Annotated in this window: 22 protein-coding genes and 1 rRNA gene; 14 read left to right on the top strand and 9 right to left on the bottom strand. The window is 53.7% G+C overall.

The annotated features are described in order from the left end of the window. Positions 1 to 13: 13 nt before the first annotated feature. Positions 14 to 679: a flagellin gene (locus TGAM_RS07765; protein ID WP_015859146.1), complete on the bottom strand. Its 666-nt coding sequence runs from the start codon at positions 677 to 679 to the stop codon at positions 14 to 16. A gap of 339 nt (positions 680 to 1,018) precedes the next feature. Between TGAM_RS07765 and TGAM_RS07760 the strand changes: the two genes are divergently transcribed. From TGAM_RS07760 to TGAM_RS07725, 8 genes are all read left to right on the top strand, one after another. After that, positions 1,019 to 1,354, top strand: a complete 336-nt coding sequence (locus TGAM_RS07760) for a helix-turn-helix domain-containing protein (RefSeq protein ID WP_015859145.1) — start codon at positions 1,019 to 1,021, stop codon at positions 1,352 to 1,354. Positions 1,355 to 1,364: 10 nt separating this feature from the next. Beyond that, a complete protein-coding gene (locus TGAM_RS07755; RefSeq protein WP_048811271.1) occupies positions 1,365 to 2,339 on the top strand; it encodes a class I SAM-dependent methyltransferase in 975 nt (324 codons plus the stop codon). 147 nt (positions 2,340 to 2,486) lie between these two features. Further along, positions 2,487 to 2,855 (top strand): response regulator, encoded by a 369-nt coding sequence (locus TGAM_RS07750; protein WP_015859143.1) that lies wholly within the window; start codon positions 2,487 to 2,489, stop codon positions 2,853 to 2,855. Positions 2,856 to 2,937: 82 nt separating this feature from the next. Continuing rightward, on the top strand, positions 2,938 to 5,169 hold the full coding sequence (locus TGAM_RS07745) for an ATP-binding protein (RefSeq protein WP_015859142.1): 2,232 nt from the start codon (positions 2,938 to 2,940) through the stop codon (positions 5,167 to 5,169). Further along, complete coding sequence (locus TGAM_RS07740) at positions 5,156 to 5,761, top strand: chemotaxis protein CheC (RefSeq protein WP_015859141.1); 606 nt, start codon at positions 5,156 to 5,158, stop codon at positions 5,759 to 5,761. Before TGAM_RS07745 ends, TGAM_RS07740 begins: the two co-directional genes overlap by 14 nt. Further along, positions 5,751 to 6,614, top strand: a complete 864-nt coding sequence (locus TGAM_RS07735; RefSeq protein WP_015859140.1) for a hypothetical protein — start codon at positions 5,751 to 5,753, stop codon at positions 6,612 to 6,614. Before TGAM_RS07740 ends, TGAM_RS07735 begins: the two co-directional genes overlap by 11 nt. After that, positions 6,611 to 7,906, top strand: a complete 1,296-nt coding sequence (locus TGAM_RS07730; protein ID WP_015859139.1) for an outer membrane protein assembly factor BamB family protein — start codon at positions 6,611 to 6,613, stop codon at positions 7,904 to 7,906. The genes TGAM_RS07735 and TGAM_RS07730 overlap by 4 nt, the downstream gene beginning before the upstream one ends. Next, positions 7,884 to 8,648, top strand: coding sequence for a sister chromatid cohesion protein PDS5 (locus tag TGAM_RS07725; RefSeq protein WP_015859138.1), 765 nt, complete (start codon positions 7,884 to 7,886; stop codon positions 8,646 to 8,648). Before TGAM_RS07730 ends, TGAM_RS07725 begins: the two co-directional genes overlap by 23 nt. On the opposite strand, the gene TGAM_RS07720 is transcribed toward TGAM_RS07725, so the two are convergent. Together TGAM_RS07720 and TGAM_RS07715 are read right to left on the bottom strand one after the other, a co-directional pair. Further along, entirely contained in the window at positions 8,645 to 9,007 is a 363-nt protein-coding gene (locus TGAM_RS07720; RefSeq protein WP_048811270.1) for a ribonuclease P protein component 4, read from the bottom strand. The genes TGAM_RS07725 and TGAM_RS07720 overlap by 4 nt on opposite strands. Before the next feature lie 5 nt (positions 9,008 to 9,012). Further along, the gene (locus tag TGAM_RS07715) at positions 9,013 to 10,539 is read right to left on the bottom strand and encodes a hypothetical protein (protein ID WP_015859136.1); all 1,527 of its coding nucleotides are present in this window, start codon (positions 10,537 to 10,539) and stop codon (positions 9,013 to 9,015) included. Between the two features lie 83 nt (positions 10,540 to 10,622). Here TGAM_RS07715 and rrf point away from each other — a divergent pair. Beyond that, positions 10,623 to 10,744: ribosomal RNA gene (gene rrf / locus TGAM_RS07710) — 5S ribosomal RNA — on the top strand. A gap of 110 nt (positions 10,745 to 10,854) precedes the next feature. After that, positions 10,855 to 11,862: a GumC domain-containing protein gene (locus tag TGAM_RS07705; protein ID WP_048811269.1), complete on the top strand. Its 1,008-nt coding sequence runs from the start codon at positions 10,855 to 10,857 to the stop codon at positions 11,860 to 11,862. Here TGAM_RS07705 and TGAM_RS07700 read toward each other — a convergent pair. Beyond that, positions 11,857 to 12,423 (bottom strand): cyclase family protein, encoded by a 567-nt coding sequence (locus TGAM_RS07700; RefSeq protein ID WP_015859134.1) that lies wholly within the window; start codon positions 12,421 to 12,423, stop codon positions 11,857 to 11,859. The genes TGAM_RS07705 and TGAM_RS07700 overlap by 6 nt on opposite strands. Positions 12,424 to 12,476: 53 nt before the next feature. Here TGAM_RS07700 and TGAM_RS07695 point away from each other — a divergent pair, with 53 nt between their 5' ends. After that, positions 12,477 to 13,742 (top strand): adenosylhomocysteinase, encoded by a 1,266-nt coding sequence (locus tag TGAM_RS07695; RefSeq protein WP_015859133.1) that lies wholly within the window; start codon positions 12,477 to 12,479, stop codon positions 13,740 to 13,742. Here TGAM_RS07695 and TGAM_RS07690 read toward each other — a convergent pair. Genes TGAM_RS07690 through TGAM_RS07670 form a run of 5 tightly spaced genes read right to left on the bottom strand, consistent with a single transcriptional unit; the run spans position 13,693 to position 19,502 of the window. Beyond that, on the bottom strand, positions 13,693 to 14,604 hold the full coding sequence (locus tag TGAM_RS07690) for a hypothetical protein (protein WP_015859132.1): 912 nt from the start codon (positions 14,602 to 14,604) through the stop codon (positions 13,693 to 13,695). The two genes, TGAM_RS07695 and TGAM_RS07690, sit on opposite strands and share 50 nt — an antisense overlap. Further along, positions 14,585 to 15,832 (bottom strand): DUF58 domain-containing protein, encoded by a 1,248-nt coding sequence (locus tag TGAM_RS07685; RefSeq protein ID WP_015859131.1) that lies wholly within the window; start codon positions 15,830 to 15,832, stop codon positions 14,585 to 14,587. The genes TGAM_RS07690 and TGAM_RS07685 overlap by 20 nt, the downstream gene beginning before the upstream one ends. After that, complete coding sequence (locus tag TGAM_RS07680) at positions 15,829 to 16,641, bottom strand: hypothetical protein (protein ID WP_015859130.1); 813 nt, start codon at positions 16,639 to 16,641, stop codon at positions 15,829 to 15,831. The genes TGAM_RS07685 and TGAM_RS07680 overlap by 4 nt, the downstream gene beginning before the upstream one ends. Beyond that, complete coding sequence (locus tag TGAM_RS07675) at positions 16,628 to 18,556, bottom strand: hypothetical protein (protein ID WP_015859129.1); 1,929 nt, start codon at positions 18,554 to 18,556, stop codon at positions 16,628 to 16,630. The genes TGAM_RS07680 and TGAM_RS07675 overlap by 14 nt, the downstream gene beginning before the upstream one ends. Continuing rightward, positions 18,546 to 19,502 (bottom strand): AAA family ATPase, encoded by a 957-nt coding sequence (locus tag TGAM_RS07670; protein ID WP_015859128.1) that lies wholly within the window; start codon positions 19,500 to 19,502, stop codon positions 18,546 to 18,548. The genes TGAM_RS07675 and TGAM_RS07670 overlap by 11 nt, the downstream gene beginning before the upstream one ends. A gap of 140 nt (positions 19,503 to 19,642) precedes the next feature. On the opposite strand from TGAM_RS07670, the gene tsaA reads away from it, so the two are divergent. Genes tsaA through TGAM_RS07655 form a run of 3 tightly spaced genes read left to right on the top strand, consistent with a single transcriptional unit; the run spans position 19,643 to position 21,241 of the window. Continuing rightward, positions 19,643 to 20,290, top strand: a complete 648-nt coding sequence (gene tsaA, locus TGAM_RS07665) for a tRNA (N6-threonylcarbamoyladenosine(37)-N6)-methyltransferase TrmO (RefSeq protein ID WP_048811268.1) — start codon at positions 19,643 to 19,645, stop codon at positions 20,288 to 20,290. After that, the gene (locus TGAM_RS07660; RefSeq protein ID WP_015859126.1) at positions 20,287 to 20,970 is read left to right on the top strand and encodes an HAD family hydrolase; all 684 of its coding nucleotides are present in this window, start codon (positions 20,287 to 20,289) and stop codon (positions 20,968 to 20,970) included. The genes tsaA and TGAM_RS07660 overlap by 4 nt, the downstream gene beginning before the upstream one ends. Before the next feature lie 13 nt (positions 20,971 to 20,983). Beyond that, positions 20,984 to 21,241, top strand: coding sequence for a hypothetical protein (locus tag TGAM_RS07655; protein WP_015859125.1), 258 nt, complete (start codon positions 20,984 to 20,986; stop codon positions 21,239 to 21,241). The last annotated feature ends 57 nt before the right edge of the window (positions 21,242 to 21,298 follow it).

The raw sequence follows: 21,298 nt of genomic DNA, 5'->3' as shown, positions 1-21,298 counted from the left end.
CCTTTCACCTCCCTCACTGGAGTTCAACAACATCGGTGGTGTAGGTGCTTGGGGTGGTGAAGTCGATGACGCCCGGTGCACCGAACTCGGGGACAACCTGCCCAGTAATGTGCTTCCTGACATCAATAGAAGCACCGAACAGCCCATTCACATCAACGGTGAGGATAGCTATGTCACCCTTGTTGAGGGTCGGCGTTGTGGTTGATTCCGTGAGGGATCCGTCATAGTCCTGGACGACAATGATACCGTAGTAGGTGTATCCCTTCGTGCCTCCATAGTTTATATAATCCCATGCGGTCAGGCTGGTGTCGAATATGTTGCTCGGAAGAGTGCTCGTAACGTTGTTCTTGGCAAACTTCAGAATGGCCTGCTTGTCACCATTGGACAGTACTATCCTTGTGTTGCTGAGGTCAATCCCCGAGCTGCCGGCGTTCGGAGTGACATAGATAGCGAGCTTGTCTATTCCGCTGGATCCATCGTAGTGTCCTGTAACCCTCATGACCTGTATTCCGCTGGCGACTTGTTCGGTGCTCTGTCTGCCGGTGCTTGAAGCCTTCTGCTGGAGGAAGCCGCTCGTGTTGATGAGGACTGCTGCAGCCACTGCCGCCACTAGCACCATGGCAATAAACACTATCAAGGTTCCAATACCAACCGCACCTCTTCTGTTCTTGGCCTTCATCAGCCATGCACCCCCTGGGGTTGTTTGCATTAATGATTACAAGCTTACGATATAAATCGCTTTTTTGTTCTTAGTAGTGTAGCTGGTTGTGTAGGTGCATATGTAGGTAGTCCTCGGGTTTTGGAAATTTCCTGACCAGATTTTGAAAATCCTGCAAAATAAATTATATTCAATGCATTGGCAGCAGATTAAATGGACAAATGCTGGAATGAGTACAATTCAAAACCAAAAACGTTATATAGTATCCAAACAAACAAAGTGTTGGCTGCCATAGATGGTCAGTGGGGCAGTAAAATCAGCGGGCTAAAGGCCGCAGAGTAACACTGGAGGTGGGGGCGGATGGCCGTAAGGACAATGATCATAGACCCACAAGTGTTGAGGTCCCTACACAGGAGTGAGCTGAGAAAGAGAATTCTCCTTTACCTGAATGAGATATACCCGTCGGCAACTTACCTTTCTGAGATCGCCAGGGTTGTTGGGTCCGATCCATCGAACGTTCGCGGGGCGCTGGTTGGCCTTGGAAACCGCTACAATGGCGAAAGCTCCCTCGTTTACCTTGGCCTCGTCGAGGAGATAACCAACGGCGGCTTTAAGTACTACCGGCTTACAGAGTACGGAAAACAGGTGGTTGAATACCTCAGGGAATACTATAGGTATTACAGGAAGTTCATGTGAGGTGATCAGGATGGACACCGTTGAAAGGCTTGTTTCAGTTGTTGATTCCAACATCGAGCAGATGGTCAGGATGGCAATACTCCATATAATACAGCTTGGCACCAAACACGGTATTTTCAAAGTTCTTTCAAGGGAACCGACATACCAGGAAGTCCTTGATTCCGTGGGACTTCCTAACAGGAGGCTCCTCCTCGAGTTCCTGAACACCCTGAAGGCAATAGGAATCATCGAGGAAAAAGAAGGCAGGTTAAAGCTCAACGGGTTCTCCTGCACCTTGAAAGTTCCGCAGGAGCACTATGATTCACTCCTGCCCGGCTGGGTCTCCACGCTCGAAGAAATATATAGGATGGTTGACTACGCGTTCATAACGCCAACGCACCCCCACGTGCTCATGGACTTTGATAAAGACGCCGACTTCTGGGACATCCGGATGACGACAGACTTCGCCGATCTTTACAGAAAAACCATTTCAGTAGCCGCAGGGCTCGAGCAGGGAATGAGCGTGCTTGACCTCGGCTGCGGATCGGCTGCTCCCAGCTATTTTGGAAGAATTGTAGGATACGACGGCTTCTACACGGGAGTGGACTACTCCTCAGCGATCCTTGAGATAGCGAAGAGTCGTGCTGAGACTGATAACCTGCCAGTTGAGCTGAAAGAACTTGACGTTCGTCTGATCCGGCCCGTGAACGAATACGACGTGGCCGTTATCAGCTACCTTCTGGAGTACTTAAAGCCCGATGACTACGGCAGGGTTCTGAAGAGGACGCTGGAGACCCTCAAACCCGGCGGACGGCTGATTATCCTTGAACCCTTCAGAGAAGAGTTCAAACACATTGAGGCATTGGAGTTCTTTGAGAAGCTGAACAAGGATTTCGTAGGCTTTCCCAGAAGGAACGATGTCATAAGAACCATTGAAGGGAACGGTTTTGATGTCTCTATAGAGCCCCTCGGTCGCAGTCTGCTGAGAGTTACCCTGATGCCCTGATTGTTGTATTTTTTCCAAATGATGAGTGTGACCGCGAGTGTGCATTGTAAGTTTTCCAAAACCACGAGGATTGGGAGAGTGTAGCTACACAATTACCTACACACAAGGGTTTTAGTTTACGAAAAACACAGTTTAGAGGGAGGAACGATGGCGCGAATACTGATAGTGGATGACGCGCTCTTCGCGAGGATACTGCTCAGGAAAATATTCACAGAGGCCGGGCATGAGGTAGTTGGTGAGGCATCCACTGGTAAGGAAGCGATTGAACTCTACTCAAAGCTCCGCCCCGATGTTATAACACTTGATATAATAATGCCGGACATGGACGGTATAACTGCCCTGCAGGAGATAAAGAAAATTGATCCCAATGCCAAAGTTATCATGATAACCTCTGTGGATAATGATAAGAAACTTATAGAGTGCATAGAAGCCGGGGCCTCCGGATATATAGTCAAGCCCTTTGAACCCTCACAGGTGCTCAAAGAAGTCGAGAGAGTACTATCGAGCCAGGAATAGGTGGCCGGCCGGGGTAGGGAGGCTGGAAAGAGCTAGAGATTCACTGTCTCAGAGGTGCACTACCCGGCCGGCCTTTACGGGGGTGACCATCATCGGGGCAAACTATATCGGGAGTTTCCTGGAAGAAGCAAGAGAAAAGGTTGTGGAGCTCAAAGAGCTTTTTTCCCGGCTTAGTGGTGATGAGGAAAATCTTTCAAAGACCGTCGAGGAAATGATACGGAGTGCCCACACGATTAAGGGCACGGCTTCCTTGGCTGGGTTTCCAAAGCTTACCCAGGCTGCGCACTGGCTCGAGACGATTCTGGATATGATCCGCTCGGGTAACCTTTCCCTGGACGAGGACCTTCTCTCCATAATTCGGGAGCTAATAGTCTCAATTGACCGGCTGATACATTCCATTGAGGACTTTGGGGACGAGAGGGAAGTTGAACTGTCGCCTGTGATAGCTAGGGCAACCCTTTATCTTAAAAACGCCTCGAGAAAAGCTGGAAAGCTCCCCCCTTTGAAGGTTGCCCTGGAGAAAAGGTACGAGGTTGTTGTGAGCTTTGAGCCTGTTTCCGAGAAGATCCCTGTGTGGACCTTTGCGGTTCTTTCCAAACTGCAGAGACTGGGTCACCTGATATCTTCAGAGCCGGACGTTAATGATATTATCGAGGGCCGGACTAAGCCGGGAGAACGGCTTAAACTTGTTATTGAGAGTCCATTAAGCCCAGATGAAATCAAGGAAGAGCTCGGTTCCGTGAACGGTGTCAGAAAAGTGGAGGTGCTTGGGCATGGAGGACAAAACGAAAGAAAAGAAGGAAAGCTCAGGCTCAGGATTTACCTTACAGAGGAGACTCCTTTTAAGGCTGCACGGGCGCTTCTTATCATCCAAGACCTCAGGAAGGCGGGTAGGGTACTGTCGGTGAATCCCCCAGAGGGGGAGATAAAAGATGGTATGCTGCTTGGTGAGAGTTTCTTTGAGGTACTTTTGGAAAGCGAGCTGTCATTCGAGAGAGTCAGGGAGTTAGTTCTTCGCCACCCGGGGGTTCGAGATGTTATTAAGATCGGGGAGCCGGAAGGGGAGTCCACGGAACGGAAATCGTTCTCGGGTAAAAAAATCAGGCCATTACCCTTCAGGTCACGGAAGAGAACTATTCCCGTTGATGTTTCAGCTCTGGACGAGCTTCTTTACTCTCTAGGTGAGCTTGTAGCGATTGGAGAATGGTTGAGAGATATAACCTCTGGCAGTTTCAATCCCGAGCAGATAGAGGAGCTGAGCGGTAAACTTTTGGAAACCATCGAGAGGCTGAGGAAGACGGTTACTTCCCTTCGGACTGTCAAACTCAGGGACAGGATAGCAGAGCTGATACCTTCTATCGAAAAGCTGGCAGCGGAGAAAGGAAAGCGGGTTAAAGTTACTATCCTGGGAGAGGACGTCGCCGTCGATAGGATGGTGGCCGCCGTCGTATGGGAGGCACTCGTGCACATACTTAGAAACGCCGTTATTCACGGTATTGAGGGGAGTGAAGAAAGGCTCAGAATTGGAAAGCCCCCTGAGGGGCTCATCGAGATAAGCATCGTTCCTCATCCGAGCTACGTTGAGGTCAGCGTTCGCGATGACGGGAGGGGAATCGACATCAGTGAGGTCAAGAAACGAGCTGTAGAGAGGGGCATAATAACACCGGAAGAAGCCAAGAGGCTCTCTAGGAAGGAAGCGCTTATGCTGATATTTAAGCCGGGAATGAGCACGGAGAGGGAAGTTTCTGAGGAGAGCGGAAGGGGCTTTGGTCTGAGCGTGGTTATGGAGTCGATAAGGGAACTCCACGGTAGCGTTCACGTAAGCAGTGAGGAGGGTAGAGGTACCGTAATAACGCTGAGGGTTCCGACCGACGTGCTGATCATTCCTGTTTACATCGTCGAGGTTGGAGGGAAGAAATATGCAATTCCCTCCATAGGGATTCTCGATAGTTTCAAGCTCGGGGCTGAGAGCGTGAGGAAGGTGGGAAGTGTCTACGTCGCGGCCCACACCTCAGGAATTTTCCCGGCAGTTCTTCTCCACGACATTGTCGAGGACTTTGCTCCACTGCCCGAGGGTGAGGTCGAGGGACTTCTGTTTCAGTTTGATAAGGATGGTAAGGAGAAGGTGCTCGTGCTCGTTGATCGGATTCTTGGAAAGAAGGAGACCGTCGTTAGGTCCCTTCGCTCGCTGGTTCCTTCCGCTGAGGTAGAGAAGAGTGTTTTCACCGGAGTGATAATCATGGGAGGCAGGGAGCCGGTTCCGCTTATAGACTTGATCAGCCTTATGGAGGGATTAGTGTGTGAAAAACGTTAGGCTTGTGGGACGACTGCTTGAGAGAGCCCTAAGGGAGTCGCTCGCCAAAATCGACCCAACTGGCAAGATGGAACTCTCGGAGTTTCGGGTGATCTCGTCCTCCGACTTGGTTATTGGGGGCCTCTTGGAGGGCGTGAACTTCGTGGGCTTTGCCATAGGCGATAGCCCGGAGCTAATAATGGCCTTCGATTTTGAGAACTCTTCCACCATCGTGAGTCGCCTTCTAAAACTGAAAAAGACGGGGATTCTCGAGACTTACAACATTAGGGAGCTTATGGAGTCCCTTCTCAGGGAACTGGGTAACGTCATAGCCGGCCAATTTGCCAGCAGGCTTTCGAACTCCCTGGGTTACGAACTCCTCCCCAGCGTTCCCTTTTCCATAAAAACAGTTGATCAGCTTGAGAGGGTTCTGAACTTTCTCGGTGGGGGAAAGAAGCTCCCCGTGTTTGTGGGGCTTGTTTACGATGAACACGGGGGCTGTCTTGAGGTTTACATAATTCCTTCTGCGGACTTCTTTGAGATGCTGGCCCGATATCCCGAGCCCTTTAAGAGGACTGGTAGGCGGTCCAGGGGGGTTGAGTATGCCCGCTGAGTTAAGGGCCCGGGCAGAGGTGGTTTGGAGTGGCAAGAGGACTCAAACTAGGGAGGTTATAGTCACTCTGAGCCACAGCGGCCTCTCCATGCGGTTTGTTGATGAAAAAGCTGGTGAGGACTTCTTTTCGTTCTCCCTGCTTGAGGATCTCGGGTTCCTTCCTCCGTTTCCGTGCGATGAGCCGAACTTCACCCTTCGTTTCTCGGGCGATCGGGTTCTCATACTGAGCGTTGGGAACAACCCCCTGATCTACGACAGGAGAAAGTTTGAGGCCTTCATCCACGGGATCTTCGTTGAGCTTTTGAACGGAGTCCCAGTTCTTATGAGGAGAGCCGGAGAACCCTGGAGCGTTGTGCACCTCCGCCTGATCGGGCCTGGGCGGCTTTTGGTAGTTGAAAATGAGAGGGAGAGGCTGATGAGCCTTTCTTCGGTAAGCGAGGCTGAGGTTCTTGAGGACACCCTGTGGAGGTTTAAGGTCTACTCTCCCTCGGGTGTGGAGAGCTTTGACCTTAAAATCGGGGAGAGGAGGATCAGGCTCTTCATACTGCGCTATCTTCAGCGGTTTTCCCCGTTGAGCTGGGGTTACCTTGCGGAGCTTTCCCGGGAGTTTCCGGAACTCGAAAGGGAACTGAAACGCCCCGAGCTTGAACCCCTCGAGAGAGAGGTTCTCGATGTTCTCCTCGCCGGCATCGATCCGCTTGACGTGCCTCGTGTTCTTGGGCTCGATGTTCTGAAGGTCGAGGGGGTCTACGACAGCTTGATAAGGAAGGGACTCCTACGGATTAAGGGGGTACGAAAGATAGTGGAACCAACTCCTCTGGCAAGGAAACTAAAGGAGGGCGGTGAAAAATGAATGGAAAGGCCATTGGACTGGCTTTAATTCTAATGCTGGGGCTTCTCGCGCCGGCAATGGCAAAGGAAAACCCCCTGGTGTTCAAGGGGGTGGTTGGGGAGGACATTCCATACCAGAAGAGCATAGAGGCCGTTGCCATCTCAAACGGCACCATCTATGCCGCCTGCGATTACAGAATGACTGCAGGAAAAGAACTCATCGGGGTTTATTACCTCGGTCTTATGGCCGCTTACTCGACCAATGGGAGCAGGCTCTGGGTGAACAGTTCGGGTTACGTGGTTAAAATCCAGCCCTTGGATAGGGGTGTTCTCGCCGGTGGACTCGGGGGTTTCGTGTTCCTTGATGGGGAAGGCCACATAAAGGCCAACTTCCCGACCCCCAACAAACTTTATGACTTTGTCATGGAAAACGGCTACGTTTACGGGGTAGATGGAGACATCTGGCACACCAACGGCACGTTCAGCAGCTCTGGGGAAGTTTTCAGGGCCAAGCTCCTCGATAACGGAAGCCTGTCGCTTGAAGACGGCTGGAGGGTTAGACTTCCGAGTATGCCCGGTAGGGTGCGGCTCGGGGACGTTGTTTACGTTGGCTCCGGTCTGCCCTCGGGATACTCCGCCCATTACCACTTCGGCGCGCTCTACGGCGTTTCCTACGACGGTAAACTGCTCTGGAACATCAGCACCGGCTGGTGGGTCCGGGATCTTGAGGTGTGGGGTGGCAAGGCCATAGCAGGAACGGGCTTCAACAACACCAAGGGTTACATCCTAATGGTCGATGGGAACGGTCACGTAATGTGGAACGAGAGCACGTTCTTCGTTGAGGATCTCCTCGTCGTTGGAGACACCCTCTACGCTTCAGGCTTCGATGGGAGAAATGGGAAAGTCACTGCCTACGACCTGAATGAGAGGAAGCTCCTCTGGAGCGAGGACTTTCCTTACAGGGTTAAAACGCTCGCCTACGGGGACGGTAAGCTGATAGTTGGAATCGGCAAGTTCGAAAGCAGGAGAGAGGGCAATGTAACGAAGGTTTACAGTGAGGGAGGTCTGTACGTTCTCAACCCTGAGAACGGAAAGGTGCTCTGGAAGGATCTTAACGTTGGTTACGTCAGGAGCACGGCAGTCCAGGGAAACCTGGTGGTCGCGGGAACCGGGAGCTCGTACTTTTACGTTCTGGATCTGTCAAAGATAAGGGGATCGAAAGGTATCTGCGGGCCTGCCTTCATGATTTTCCTCTCCGTGCTCGCGGGTTTTGCGGTGAGGGGTGGTTCCCATGGAGGAAGAGCTGGACGTTAGGGAGGCACTCGCAACAGGCGAGAAGCTCGACGAGGTTATAGTGCGTGCCTCGTACGACAAGGAGATCCTCGATCAGGTGATAAGGTATCTCGACGACGACCTTTGGACAGTCCAGAAAAACGCACTGATAGTCATTATGAACGTCATTGAGGAGTATGAGGAGTTGATAGACCCCTTGCTCCGGAAGTTGCTCGTAATGATACGAAAGAGCGAGGCGATCCCGCTGACCCTTGAAATAGCAAAGGCCATTGGTGTGCTCTCCCGCATCAAGCCAGAACTCGTCAGGGGTACCGTCCCCGTGATCCTTGCCAACTATCGCATAGGCGATCCAAAGATCCGGATAAACATGGCCTACGTCCTAGAGGAGATCATGAGGAACAATCCCCGGCTTCTCGGTAACATAGCGAGGGAAATCGCCTCGATGCTGACATCCCCCGATGAAACGGATCGTCTCGCCGCCCTCAACTTCATCTCCGCCCTCGCGGAAAACCAGACCCGCTACGCGACCCCGTTCCTCCCAAGGCTTCTGTCGCTCCTCTACGACAGGAACGAGATAGTCAGGATAAGCGCCGTCGAGACCCTAACGGAGCTGGCCCTCAAGAGCCCGAAGTTCAGAAAGATCATCAAGGTCAAGTTCCAGGAACTCAACGACCGCAGCGAACTCGTCATGGAAAAGGTGAGGGAGGGGCTTATGAAGATAACACTTGCTGAATCAGAGGAAGAGAGGAAGGAAGGCAGTTAATCATTTTTCTTGCGCCTTGCCTTCTTCTCCTTCAGGTACGAGTAGCGCATTATGTACCCGCATTCAAGGCACTTGATGACCACATGGGGGTAGGGCCTGCTCCTCAGCCTGACCCGTGCGTTGACACCGGGAACGAGGAAGGAGTGGCACCTCTTGCAGTATCTCCTCTTCCATTTTCTCGGGAGCCTTATCTTGGCCTTCTGCTGGACGGCAAGCGCTATTTCGACGTACCTGTTGGCCAGCTCCCTGCTGTACGGGAACACTCTCTCCGCCATCGTGAATAGCGTCTCGACCCTCTCGCGGGCAATCCTCTTCTTTTCCCGCTGTTCCCTTTCTCTGATGAACCGCTTCTTTCCCATTCCAATCACCGAACGAGTTTTAGAACCCCCGCAGAGGGCTCGTAGAGGTAACCCTCTCTTACTAACGTCTCAATGATCCTCTCGGCGGCGCCCTCTGAGAACCCCGCCTTTAGGAGCTCGGCCCGGAACGTTTCCCTCGTTACCGCCCCTGAGAGAGTCGTTGAGGCGATGTCCCTGAAGAGCTGGAGCGCCTTCGCGGCCCTATGGTCGCCAGGCATATAGCCCCGATAAAGTTTTAGCAGCTTCTGGAGCTCGCTCTGGGGCATGGAGGAGAGAACAGTCATCCAGTCGTTGAGGATCTCATCGTTGAGAGTTTTTACCCTTCCGAGGTGGCTTCTTTTCAGTTTTCCGTCCAGCCTTGCCATCGATCCGAGGAGCCGGAGGCTCAGCTCGTAGCGCATGCCGACATCAAAAACCCCTCCGGGGATTGTCAGCACGTCGAAGGTCCATCCGTACTCGTTTCTCTTCTCCATCAGCCAGTCCTCGAACTTTCGCTGGAAGGTCTCTCCCAGTTTCCCGGACGTCGAGAGAGTACTTACCCTCTCCCTCTCCACGAAGATCGTGACGATTAGGTTCGGCAGGTAGCTCCTTAGCAGAGACTCGTTCTCAAGGTATGGACGTTCGTCCTCCTCGGGGATAAAAACAAAGGGTGTTTCTGCTCTGGTGCTCAAATCGTCGGTGGGATTTGCCCTCTTTGGAAGGGCCAGCATTCCGGCAAGCTTCTTAGCTAGGAGCCTCCTTTCGGCGGCCTTGCTTATTCTCCCGGGGGTTCTCGGAACGTAGTACCTCACCGGCGTTCCGTTTGGGTCAAAGACCTTGAAATCAAGATCGAGAAAATCGTCGGTGAGCAGGCTCTTTTTTTCCTTTCTGAACCTGAGCTCTTCGGGAAGATTTGTGTAGAGGAACTTGAGAATTCTCCAGAGGGTTAGCAGTGAACTTTCTCTTCCCCTCTGTCCGAGGATCGAGAGCTCATACCCCTCGCTCCATCCCCTCGGGGACTCGAGTACCGGTGGCGAACCGTAGAGGGCGTAGATGAGACCCAGCTGGAACTCCCTGTTGGTGTATATCGAGCCCTCGATGATGTTCTCTACCTCCTCCGGGCTGAGGGCCATCTTTTGGTATTCCTTCCAGTAATCAGAGTAGTCCACGCCCCTCAGAGATATTGCCCTTATCATCCGGAGGTTTCCCCAGGGGTACGGCTCAAGGATTCCCCTAACTTCAACGTACGAGCCCGAGAGAAATTTTTCCCCTATCGATGTTTCATGTCCAACTCTCACGATGACGTACGGTTTCGGGGCTCTTGGAGGGAGGTTTTTGAGCTCTCCTGGACTTAGTGCGGAGAGTACGTAGTATACTGCATCCCTGGGCGCGTTTGGGGGTTTTCTGAGCATCAGGAACCCTCTTACGATTATCTCCTCGCCGTTGGGTGTTCTCTGAAGTTCGGCAATGAAATCCCGGGCTCTCCTCTCGGGTGTGAGGGGTTCGCCCATCGGCCTTTCGATTCTCATGAGTTCAAGGTACAGCTCCTCCATACTGTGTTAGGGTAGCTCTTAGGTCTGATAAACCTTTGCTGGACCGTAAAGTTTATAAACTTGCCTTGGCAGGTATGAATCGGCACGGCGGCCATAGCGGCGGGGTTACACCCGGTCTCGTTTCGACCCCGGAAGTTAAGCCCGCCAGCGTTCCCGGGTGTACTGCCCTCCGAGAGGGGGCGGGAAACCGGGAACGCCGCCGGCCACTAACTTCTCCCCGTCCAACTCTTCTGGAAGGGAGCCCCTGAATTACTCAAATTCTTAGAAACCGCCTACACAAAAGCTATATAAGTTTTGGATTCGTTGAACACTTTGATGGGAATGTTTGACAAGGGAAAACAGGGAGTTACATGGGACTACCTCCGGGAAAGGCATCCAGAAATTCTTTCGGAGCTTAAAACCCTGAGGGACTGGGATACAGTTAAGGCCGTCGTCCCGGAGGCCGAGAAGTTGGGCGACTATTCACTATTCTCCCTTCAGGCACTGGCCTCTTTCATAAAGGAGTTCCACATTGAACGCGGTCTTCTCGGGGAGCGGATCGAGGGGCTGACTCAGAAGCTCGAGGACACGAGAACGGAGATGAGGGAGCGAGATTCTGCGCTGGAGAAACGTATACACGTCCTGGAAAAGGGTCTGAATGAAGTTCAGAGAAAGACCCTCCTCATAGAGGGTATAAGCAACCTCCTGCCGAGGATAAACGAGCTCGAGGAGAAGCTCGAGATGAATCAGGCGGAGATACTGGCCAGGTTCGAGAAGAGCTATCTCCGGCTCATCGAAGAGAAGGTTGAGGAACTCGTGAATCAGCGCATAAGGGAGCTTGAGGGATCTATCCTGGGAGTCAGCGGAGACCTCGCAAAATCCCTGAGGGAGCTACAGGAGCGCCACGAGAAGCTCATAATTGAGAACTATGAGTTGAGGCGTAAGGTTGAGAGCCTCCGGGGGGCCCTCAGGAAGAAGGAGGGAGAACTTGCGGAGCTGAGGAAGAAAGTTTCCAGCTACGCCGAGCTGAACAGAAGGATCGAGGAACTCCAGAGAAGGGTTCAGGAGTACGAGAAAAAGACTGGAAGGCTCTCAAAGGCCGAACGTGAGCTTCTCCGTCTGACCGGGGCTGGTTCCCTTGAAGAGGCCCTCGAAGCTGTCAGACGCATGAAGGAGGAATACGTTCCAAAATCAAAGGTTGCTCCCCTTCTCAGCGAGCTAAAGCGTCTCCAAGAACGCCTTGAGGAACTGGAGCGGGAAAACGCCTTTCTCCGGGAGAAGAACGAGAAGCTATCCCAGGCCCTTAAGATGCTCCTAGAACGGGAGGAATCCGAGGAATCATAGCAGGGCGATGGCCCTTACAGGACTTCCCGACCCACCCTCGATTTTCAGGGGAAGGCCTATGAAGGTAAACGTCTTCTCGAGCAGGACCTCAAGGTTGGCGAGGTTCTCGAAGACCGGCACCTCAGCGGTCAGGAGAATAGTGTGAACCGTATCGTCGCCAATGCTCATCGCGTCGGTGCCGACCGCTTTAGCACCCTCGGCCACAAGGAAGAGCGCGACCTCGGGTGAGAGCTCCCTCCCGCCGGTAAGGAAAAGGACGATTTTCCCGTAATAGCCCGAGTCGGGAATCTCATCGAGCTTAACGGTTCCCTCCCCGTCGCGTACATCAACGACAAAGGCCTCGCCGATGAACTTCTCAAGGGGCATCTCGTCTATCGTCTTTCCGCCGGGAATGAAGTGAGCCGGAGCGTCAACGTGCGTCCCGGAGTGCTCTCCGAGTTTAAGGGCGTTCATGTAGTAGCCGTCGCGCTCGATGAAGGCCCAGGGTTTGACCTTCACCTCGGGGTCGCCCGGATAAACCGGCGTCTCCTCTCCGAGGGGAAGCGAGAGGTCGACTATCATGACAACACCAACCCTTTTTAACTCACGGAATTAAAAACCCATCGGTGGTTGTTATGGACTGCACGAAGGATTACTGCATTAAGGACATAAACCTGGCACCGAGCGGGGAGAAGAAGATTGACTGGGTCTCGCGCTTCATGCCCGTCCTCCAGATGATAAGGGGGGAGTTCGAGAGGGAGAAGCCCTTTAAGGGCGTCAGAATCGCCACGACGCTCCACCTTGAGATGAAGACGGCCTTCCTGCTCCTGACCCTTAAGGCAGGAGGAGCTGAGGTCTCGGCCGCGGCCAGCAATCCTCTCTCGACGCAGGACGACGTGGTCGCGGCCCTGGCAAAGGCCGGCGTCAAGGTCTACGCGATTAGAGGAGAGAGCAGGGAGGAGTACTACGAGAACATGCACAGGGCTTTGGACATAAGGCCCAACATCATCATAGACGATGGTGCCGATATGATAAGCACCGTACACCGCGAAAGGCCTGAGTTAATAGACGAAATCTGGGGCGCAAGCGAGGAAACGACCACCGGGGTAATAAGGCTCCGCGCGATGGAGAAGGACGGGGTTCTGAAGTTCCCAATCATAGCGGTCAACGACAGCTATACCAAATACCTCTTCGACAACCGCTACGGAACGGGACAGTCAACGTGGGACGGCATAATAAGAACCACCAACCTGCTCGTCGCCGGAAAGAACGTCGTCGTTGTCGGCTACGGCTGGTGCGGAAGGGGAATAGCGATGCGCGCTTGCGGTCTCGGCGCGACGGTGATAGTCGTCGAGGTTGACCCGATTAGGGCCCTGGAGGCGAGGATGGACGGCTTCCTCGTTATGGACATGAAGGAGGCGGCAAAGGTAGGCGACATCTTCGTCACCTCTACGGGCAACATCAAGTGCATTCGCAGGGAGCACTTCGAGCTCATGAAGGACGGCGTCATAATGGCCAACGCCGGCCACTTCGACGTCGAGATATGGAAGCCCGACCTTGAGGAGCTCGCCGTTGAGATAAGCGAGCCGAGGCCCAACATCAGGGAGTACAAGCTTAAGGACGGAAGGAGGCTCTACCTCTTGGCAGATGGAAGGCTCGTTAATTTAGCGGCGGCAGACGGCCACCCGGCGGAGATTATGGACATGAGCTTTGCCCTGCAGGCCAAAGCGGCGCAGTACATCAAGGAGAACCATGAGAAGCTTGAGCCAAAGGTCTACGTCCTGCCGAGGGAGATTGACGAGATGGTTGCGAGGATTAAGCTGAACGCGATGGGAATAAAGATTGAGGAGCTCACCGAGGAGCAGAAGAAATACCTGGAGAGCTGGGAGCACGGGACGTAGGGAGGTAAATGAAATACGTTTCCTCCCCCTTTCTTAACTCCTCGGTCTTCAGCAGAGTTTGCGTATCCCAGGGGGACATTAGAACGACCACCTCCGGAACTTCATCGTCCCACTCAAGTTTGAGGAGTATCGGCCTTTCAACTGGAAACCCTCCGGACAGAGTGAAAGTAACGCTCCTTTCCGTCCTTTCCAACACGTCGAGAATGAAGGAATCACCGGCCTTCATAACTGTGCGGAGAATTAGGTACGACTTTTTAGCGGGCTGTACGTGATCATTCTGCCCCTCTTTAAAGTGAATCACAAGAACAACGGCAGCGAAGAGCAGAAGTGGGAGCAGAAAAGCCAGGGGAAGGACGTTCCGCGGATTCTTTCCGAGGGAACTGCGCCACAGGAGCAGGGCCGTCAGCATTATTCCGAGGGGCATGGGGACGAGAACCTCACGGAGGGACGAGATGAGGAGCCTTTCACTTTCATCACCCCCAACAAAACCAACGTCCCGCTCGAGCCATGTGATAAAAAGTGCCACTAGGAAACCCGTAAACAGTCCGATTGCTCCGGGTACATACCTGTCGAGCAGGTTAAAGTCTATCCCAAAGATTGAGGGCAAAAGGTACAGGGCCAGCGCCAAAAGGAACGGCTTGAGGAGGTCTCCGGTCATGTAAACGTAGATAAGCACGGGAACGATAACGAGAACGATTCCCAAGAGCAGGGGAGGAACTGGGATTCCCAACCGTGCTTCGATAGCCCCTGAGAGGAACCTGAGGACGTCCGTCAGCGAAGCCAGCCATGCCAGTGGGAGCAGTGAGACCAGAACCGCGAGCTTGAGTGAATTCTTTGAGACCCTAAAGGGCAAGGGAGACACCCCCGAGGATTTTTTTCAGGGCCGTGCTTGGACCCTCCCGAGAGGGAACCCACTCCACCACGGGCACGCCGAGCTTCCCCGCCAGTTTTCGCTTGTGGAGACGGGAAAGTTGCATGACCTCCTTATCAATCGCCCCGTATGGATTGACGTCCACGAGAAGAACCCTGCAGTTAAAGGTTTTCCTGAGCTTTCCAATGGCGTCTCTCAGCTCCGAGACGTTGTAGGGGGTGATGTTGGTTATGATTATCGCGAGGTCAACTTTTCCAGCTCTTTTTGAACGCTCCACTGCAAGGGGCATCGGTTCGGGGTTCGGAGACGGGCCGGCGGAGAGGACAGCCCTAAGGAAGCTTGAAAATGCCTGAGTTCCAGTTCTGGGCGTTACGAACCTTTTAGAGCCCGCCAGATAAAGGCCGACCCTCAGGTTTGCCTTGAGGAGGGTGTGGACGAGGGAGAGCGACAGGCCAAGGGCGCTTTCGAGGGCCCCGTTGAAGACGTCCCCAGTTCCCATATCGGTCGTCGTATCCGCGTACACCATGACGGTTGCCATACCCTCGGGCTCGTACTCGTTGACGAGGGGAACCCCAAAGCGGGCGGTTGCCTTCCAGTTGATTGCTTTTAGGGGGTCACCGGGCTGATACTCCCTAATCTCCTTAAAGTCCTTGGAGGATATACCCTTACGGGAGAGAACCACTGGCAGACCACGCCTTTTAGCCCGAATACTCCGCAGGGAACTCGCCCTGAGACTACCAATGACCGGTCTGGCCTCTATCGTAACCTCGTCTCCGAATATCCCGTAGTTCTTTCTAAGAATTCCAAGGAAATCTTGACTTATGACCTCCACAGGGGATATTGAGTGAACGCCCCTCTTTCCGGGGGAGACCTCATAGGAATACTCGACCTGAAGAACCTCGCCTGGGAGCTTTACGAAAACCCTGCGGTTTCGGCCGTGAACCTTAAGCCCGGGAGAGACAACGTCCCCGATGAACACCAAACCAGCGCCCCGCTCAACGGTGAGCTTAACGCGAACCCTGGCGCGCCGGCCCACGGCAAGGTTTCGCGCTTCCACAGTTCTTTCAACGTGAAAACCTGACGGGGGGTCAGACATGAGGGAGTACGCAAGGATTGATGCCGGAATTAGGCTTGCGTATGCCAGACCGAGAACCCCGGTGAACAGCGCGAGTGAGAACGGCGCAAGGGTCGCGAACAGCAGGACGTCCATCCGCCTCATGAGTCAACCCCCGAAAAGCCGAGCTTTCTAAGGGTGTCCCTGAGAACCTCAAGCCGTCTGAGTTTCTCATCGGCAAGCTTCTTTTCAACCACCCAGGGAGGAAGGAGGGGCGAAGGGCTGGGGGGAGTGTAATCCACTATTGGCCTCACGATTTCACGGAGCTGAACCTCGGCGAGGCCCTCCGGAGCATTTCGGATTAAAAAGACCGTTAGAGGAACCTTGTCTCCCTTCTCAACGAACGCCTCAACGACCCTCCTAAGCTCCCTTGAGTAGTAGTCCTCACGAACGCTTCCGGACGGCAGGGGGAGTGGTTCAACCCGGGACTTCTTGCCCAGGTGAGTGGAGATGTATGTGGAGACGGCGTAGGCCAAGTAGAGGATTAATCCGCTCATGGTCAGCAGGAGCAAGAAACGCAGTGCTCCCCTGGGATTCGGGTACGCAAGCAGGAACGAAAAAACGGCTCCAACGAGAAGGAACGCGAGAAATTTCCGCTCAATGAAATCGTTATCGAACATCGCCCTAAGGAGGTAGGCCAGGACGTAGGAAACAGCGACCCAAGCGGTGATTCCAGCGAAGAACCATTTGTACCAATGTGAGCCAGTGTACAGGAGAAACGCAAGGGAAGCCACGCCGAACCCCACGCCCCGAATGAGGAGGTCGTAATACCTTCTTGCGTATCTGGCGAACATTGCAACACCCGCACCTATCCCAAGGAGTAGGGATGGAACGGGTTCCTTCATAAACATCAAGCCAAGCACAGTCCAGGTAAAGGCCGCTGAGAGGATTGAGCTGATCTTACTCTTCTCCATCGCCAAACACCCCCAGTCTCTCAAGGGCATCCACGAACTCCCGAAAGTGATGATTCTCGAGGGGACGCTCCGCGTAGTCGGCGAGGACAAAAAGCAACGCGACTGTTTCCAGAGCCGGACCATCGAGTCCCTTTCTCCTAAGGGCGCGGACTATCTCAAAGGGCGTCCTCCTCTCGGTGGGCACTCCAAGGGACTCCACGTAGGGAAGAAAATGCAGGTTGTAGGCCGTAATCACGGCCTCGCGCGGGGGAAGGACGTGGAACTCAAAGCTAACGTCCTCCCCTGAGAAAACGTGGGTTCCAACGTCCGGCCGAAGTTCAAAGACTTTTCCAGTTCCAAGGAGCTCGCCATCGAGGAAAGTCTCCGCGGGCCTGTTTAACACGACCCTTACCGGCTCGTTAGGTAGGAAAACCCTCCTAACAGGGCTGAGAACCTTCAACGGCTCCCTGAAAACTTGAGGAGACTGCAGGGGTAACTCGGGGAGGTTTTTACGCTTCAGCACAACGTAGGCAATGCCAACGGCCAGGAACAGGCCCGATACAAGCTTTATGATGCGAGAAATGTCGAGGAGGTGTTTTGTCTTAAACTCAGGAGATGATGTCGTTTCCTTTCCTTTCTCCAGTGGAGGAATCTCAAGGATTTCGTTGAGGGGCAGGTACAGGTCATCACCGGGATACACTATCCTAACCGTTCCCGTGGCATTGTCTATTCTCAGATAGGCGTAACCCCTCTCGTCCGTCGTCAGGTTCAAACTCATGTTTCCTACGGTAACTCCTATCGTCCTGTTGGGCAGGGGATTGCCGTTCCAGTTGAGAAAAATCGCGAGGGTTCCGTTCATGCGCTCAAGTTCAACTTCTGGAACCCGCTTTATCGTAACTAATGGGTCGCTGTTGGAGGGGTAAGCAAGGTAGCCCCTGTAGTGGGCGACGATGTGGTAACTTCCCGGCATCTCATCCTCGGGGACAACCGCCGCTAGGTTAAACGTGCCGTTACTGACCCGGACAACGCCAACTATAGTGCCCGCTGTGCTCTTCGTCCTGTTGAGGGTTATGGTTACAAGGCCGTCCCGCACGGGGCTTCCGTTTGGATACATAACGGTTCCTTTGATGGGCATTTGGAGGTTGCCATTGCCTGAGAGAACCTCTGGATAGTTCGTTATCTTAACAACGGGCTTTTCAAGGAGAGCCACCCACATTAGGAGGGCAGTCCTACCGGCTTTGTTCGATGTGAAAATGAAGACCGGGTAGTAGCCGGGGGTGTAGTTTCTACCAACTGGAGGGATCTCAAAGGTGTAAACAGCTGTGGAGCCGTTCTCAGTTCGGGAAATAACCCTTAGAGGCAGGCCGGAGGTGTAGTTGAGCGGGCCCGTGAAGTTGGTATAGACTGTAAACTCCTTCGAAACCCCGTAGGTCGTCATCACGAGTGGGGTATCTGTGTCGAGGCTGTATCCGAGATGGCCGTTAACACCCTTCAAAGAGACTGGACTGGAGGGGCTTTCGACGTAGGGAATGTAGTAGGTTCCCCTATACCAGACTATCATGTCAAATTCCCGGGGAAGGTTCCAAGAGAGTATGGGAGCACTCCGGGCGGGTCTTCCAACGCAGACCAGCATGGGATCCTCCGGGAGGATTGCAACGGGGCAACGGGTTTTCTTGTCGGTGGGTTTGAAACTGAAGTTTGACGTCGGGACACCGGGGCGATAGTTGCCCCCACCAAAGGAGCCCGAACTGAACGAGCCCATCTGGGCCGGCCTTGAACCGGTCTTTGTAGGGCTTTGAAACGCTTCTTTGAAGAGTCTGCTAAGGGCGTTTCGCGTTTTACCATCTCCTCCGGTGGAATTGGAACCGTACCCAAGGGTTAGGGTTGCGAGGAGGATGAGGAGGAGCAACAGCAGTGCGTATCTTTCACGCCTCATCGCCGTCTCCCTTCGGCACAGGCGTTTTCTGGAGGGCGCTCAGAACCACGTCCCTGCCCGTAACACCTTCAAAGGCATGTTCAGGTTTTATAACTATCCTGTGAGCCAGCGCGTCAACGGCGAAGGCCTTCACGTCGTCGGGGATAACGTAGTCCCTGCCCTCCATAAGGGCGTTGGCTTTGGCAATCTTCATCAAGGCCAGCGCACCCCTCGGGCTCGGCCCTGCCTCAACCCTGCCGTCCGAACGTGCCGTTCTCACGAGCATCGCGATGTAGGTCAGGATTTCCCTCCCGACGAAGACGTTCTTCTCAACGAGGGCCTGCATCTCCAAGAGGGTTTCCCTGTCAATCACCGGTTCCAAGTCCTCAGTGGGGTCATCCTTACCCCAGCGCAGACGGGCCTCCATAATGGCTATCTCATCGTCAAGGCTCCTGGGATAGCCAACGCTCAAACGGAGGAGAAAGCGGTCGAGCTGGGCCTCTGGGAGGGGATACGTTCCCTCAAACTCAATGGGGTTCTGGGTGGCTATGACGAAGAACGGCCTGTCAAGCCTGTAGGTTTCGCCCTCTATCGTTACCTGCCTCTCCTCCATTGCCTCGAGCAGTGCCGACTGGGTCTTTGGAGGGGCACGGTTTATCTCGTCCGCGAGCAGAACGTTGGTGAATATTGGGCCCTTAACAAGCTCAAAAACGCCCCTATCGTGGCGCCACACCTTTGTTCCTGTTATATCCGCAGGAAGCAGGTCGGGAGTGAACTGAATTCTCGTGTAACTGAGTCCCAGCGTTTTGCCAAACGCTTTCGCGAGCAGCGTCTTTCCAAGACCCGGGTAGTCCTCAAAGAGAACGTTTCCATTCACGAGGAGAGCTGTGAGAGTCTTTCGAATAGGTTCCGTGTTGCCGATGTAAACCGTGGAAATCTCCGACACGATTTCATTCACAACGTTCATGAATTCACGGGGCTCCACCATATACACCCCACATTTATTCTCAGTTTACCATCGCTACTTAAAAACAACAGCCATTTTTAAAAGTTACGGAGCGTTTTGGATTTATAAGTTAGTGTTTGGAAGTATAAAATGTGATGCCAATGAACTTCGAACCCTTCAAAATCGTGCCAGTTGGCTACGTGAGGAAGGAACCAGAAACGCACATCAAAATTCTGCCCGAGTTCCGGGAGGCAACGGAGGGCCTCAGGGAAGGCGACTGGGTCAAGCTCGTCCTCTGGTTCCACGAGAGCGACACGCCGGAGAAGAGGAGAACCCTCAAGGTACATCCATACGGGAACCCGAAGAACCCGCTCACAGGTGTTTTCGCAACCCGCTCGCCCTGCAGGCCGAATCCAGTGGCGCTTTACACCGTCAGAATCCACCGCATCGAGGGGAGCAGGCTCTACATAGACGAGATTGACGCCGAGGACGGAACTCCCGTGGTGGACATTAAGATTTTCGTCGAGCGCTACGACTGCCCCAAGGAGGTGCCGATAGAGGAGCGGGAAGCCGAGATAGGGGCCGGGAGAACGATTGGCGAGGTGAACATAATCCCGAGGAAAGCCGACCACCTGGACGAGCTTGAGGAGGTCTCGCCGGAGGAATACGACGCGCTGATACTCGAAATCGGCCCGAAGACGACGACACTTACAGCCAAAGAACTCGTCGAGCTCATCGAGGCCCTTCAGGAGGTCTATGAGAACCTGCCGGTGGAGATAAAGGATAAACTGCGGGGGATGTTCCAATGATTAGGGGACTCATATTCGATGTCGATGAGACCCTCCTCTACTACGAGGGCTACACCCTGCGGAGGTGGTACGAGGAGGTTGGAAGGCCGGCGATGGAGAAGCTCGGCGTTCTCCTGGACTGGGAGACCTTCAGGAGAATAGTTCGGGGGGAGCTCTCGAGGAGATACGTTGAGCGGTTTGGAATTGACCACGTTGAGTTCTGGAAGGCTATGGATCGGGCCAATAAGGCCTACCGGGAGAGGCTTCTGGAGGAGGGAAAGATAAAGCCCTTCCCTGACGCTGGCGCTCTTGAGGAGCTCAGGGCTCTTGGTCTAAAGCTTGCGGCCGTTAGCAACGCCTCTCAGGACAATACGGAGCTCGTGCTCAAGGCGTTTGGTCTTGACAGGTACTTCGACGTGATCCTCGGAAAGGACTACTCGTACCTCGACGGTGTAAAACCAAACCCCTATCTCCTCAACAAGGCTTTGAAAGTTCTCGGCCTGAAGAAGGACGAGGTCCTGCTCGTCGGGGACAGTTCCAATGACGTTCTGGCGGGGCGAAACGCGGGAATTAAGACCGTGAACATCGTGCGCTTTGAGCGCGTTCCCGGTGCCGACTACTACGTGAACACCCTTTGGGAGCTGGTGAACCTCGTTAAGGAGCTTCGAGCGAAAAACCCATTAGGCCTTTCACCAAGGTAACTTCGGTGATGATATGGGCTGTGGAATGGCGGTTGATGCGAACCGCGTTATAGCCGGGGGTGTGCTCGTTTTCGTTGAGCCAGAAGACTTCAAGAAGTTCCTGGAGCTCAAGAAGAGCCCGCTGGTGATAACTGGCGAAACGGGCGGCTTTAAAAAGGCAAAACTAACTATGACGGTCTACGACGGTGCCGTGATAATCACGCGCGGGGAAGTCGAGCTGCCCGAGAAAGCCATCGTGATAAGGGCAAAGAACCTGTCCCTTGGCAAGTGATATATCAAACTCTACATATTTTTCTTCGGTCTTAATAACCCACCGTAATGCTTAAAA

Origin of the sequence: Thermococcus gammatolerans EJ3 (assembly GCF_000022365.1) — an archaeon.
Lineage (GTDB): Archaea > Methanobacteriota_B > Thermococci > Thermococcales > Thermococcaceae > Thermococcus > Thermococcus gammatolerans.
Note: the sequence above shows the minus strand (reverse complement) of the source record. Positions and strands in the feature narration are given on the sequence as shown.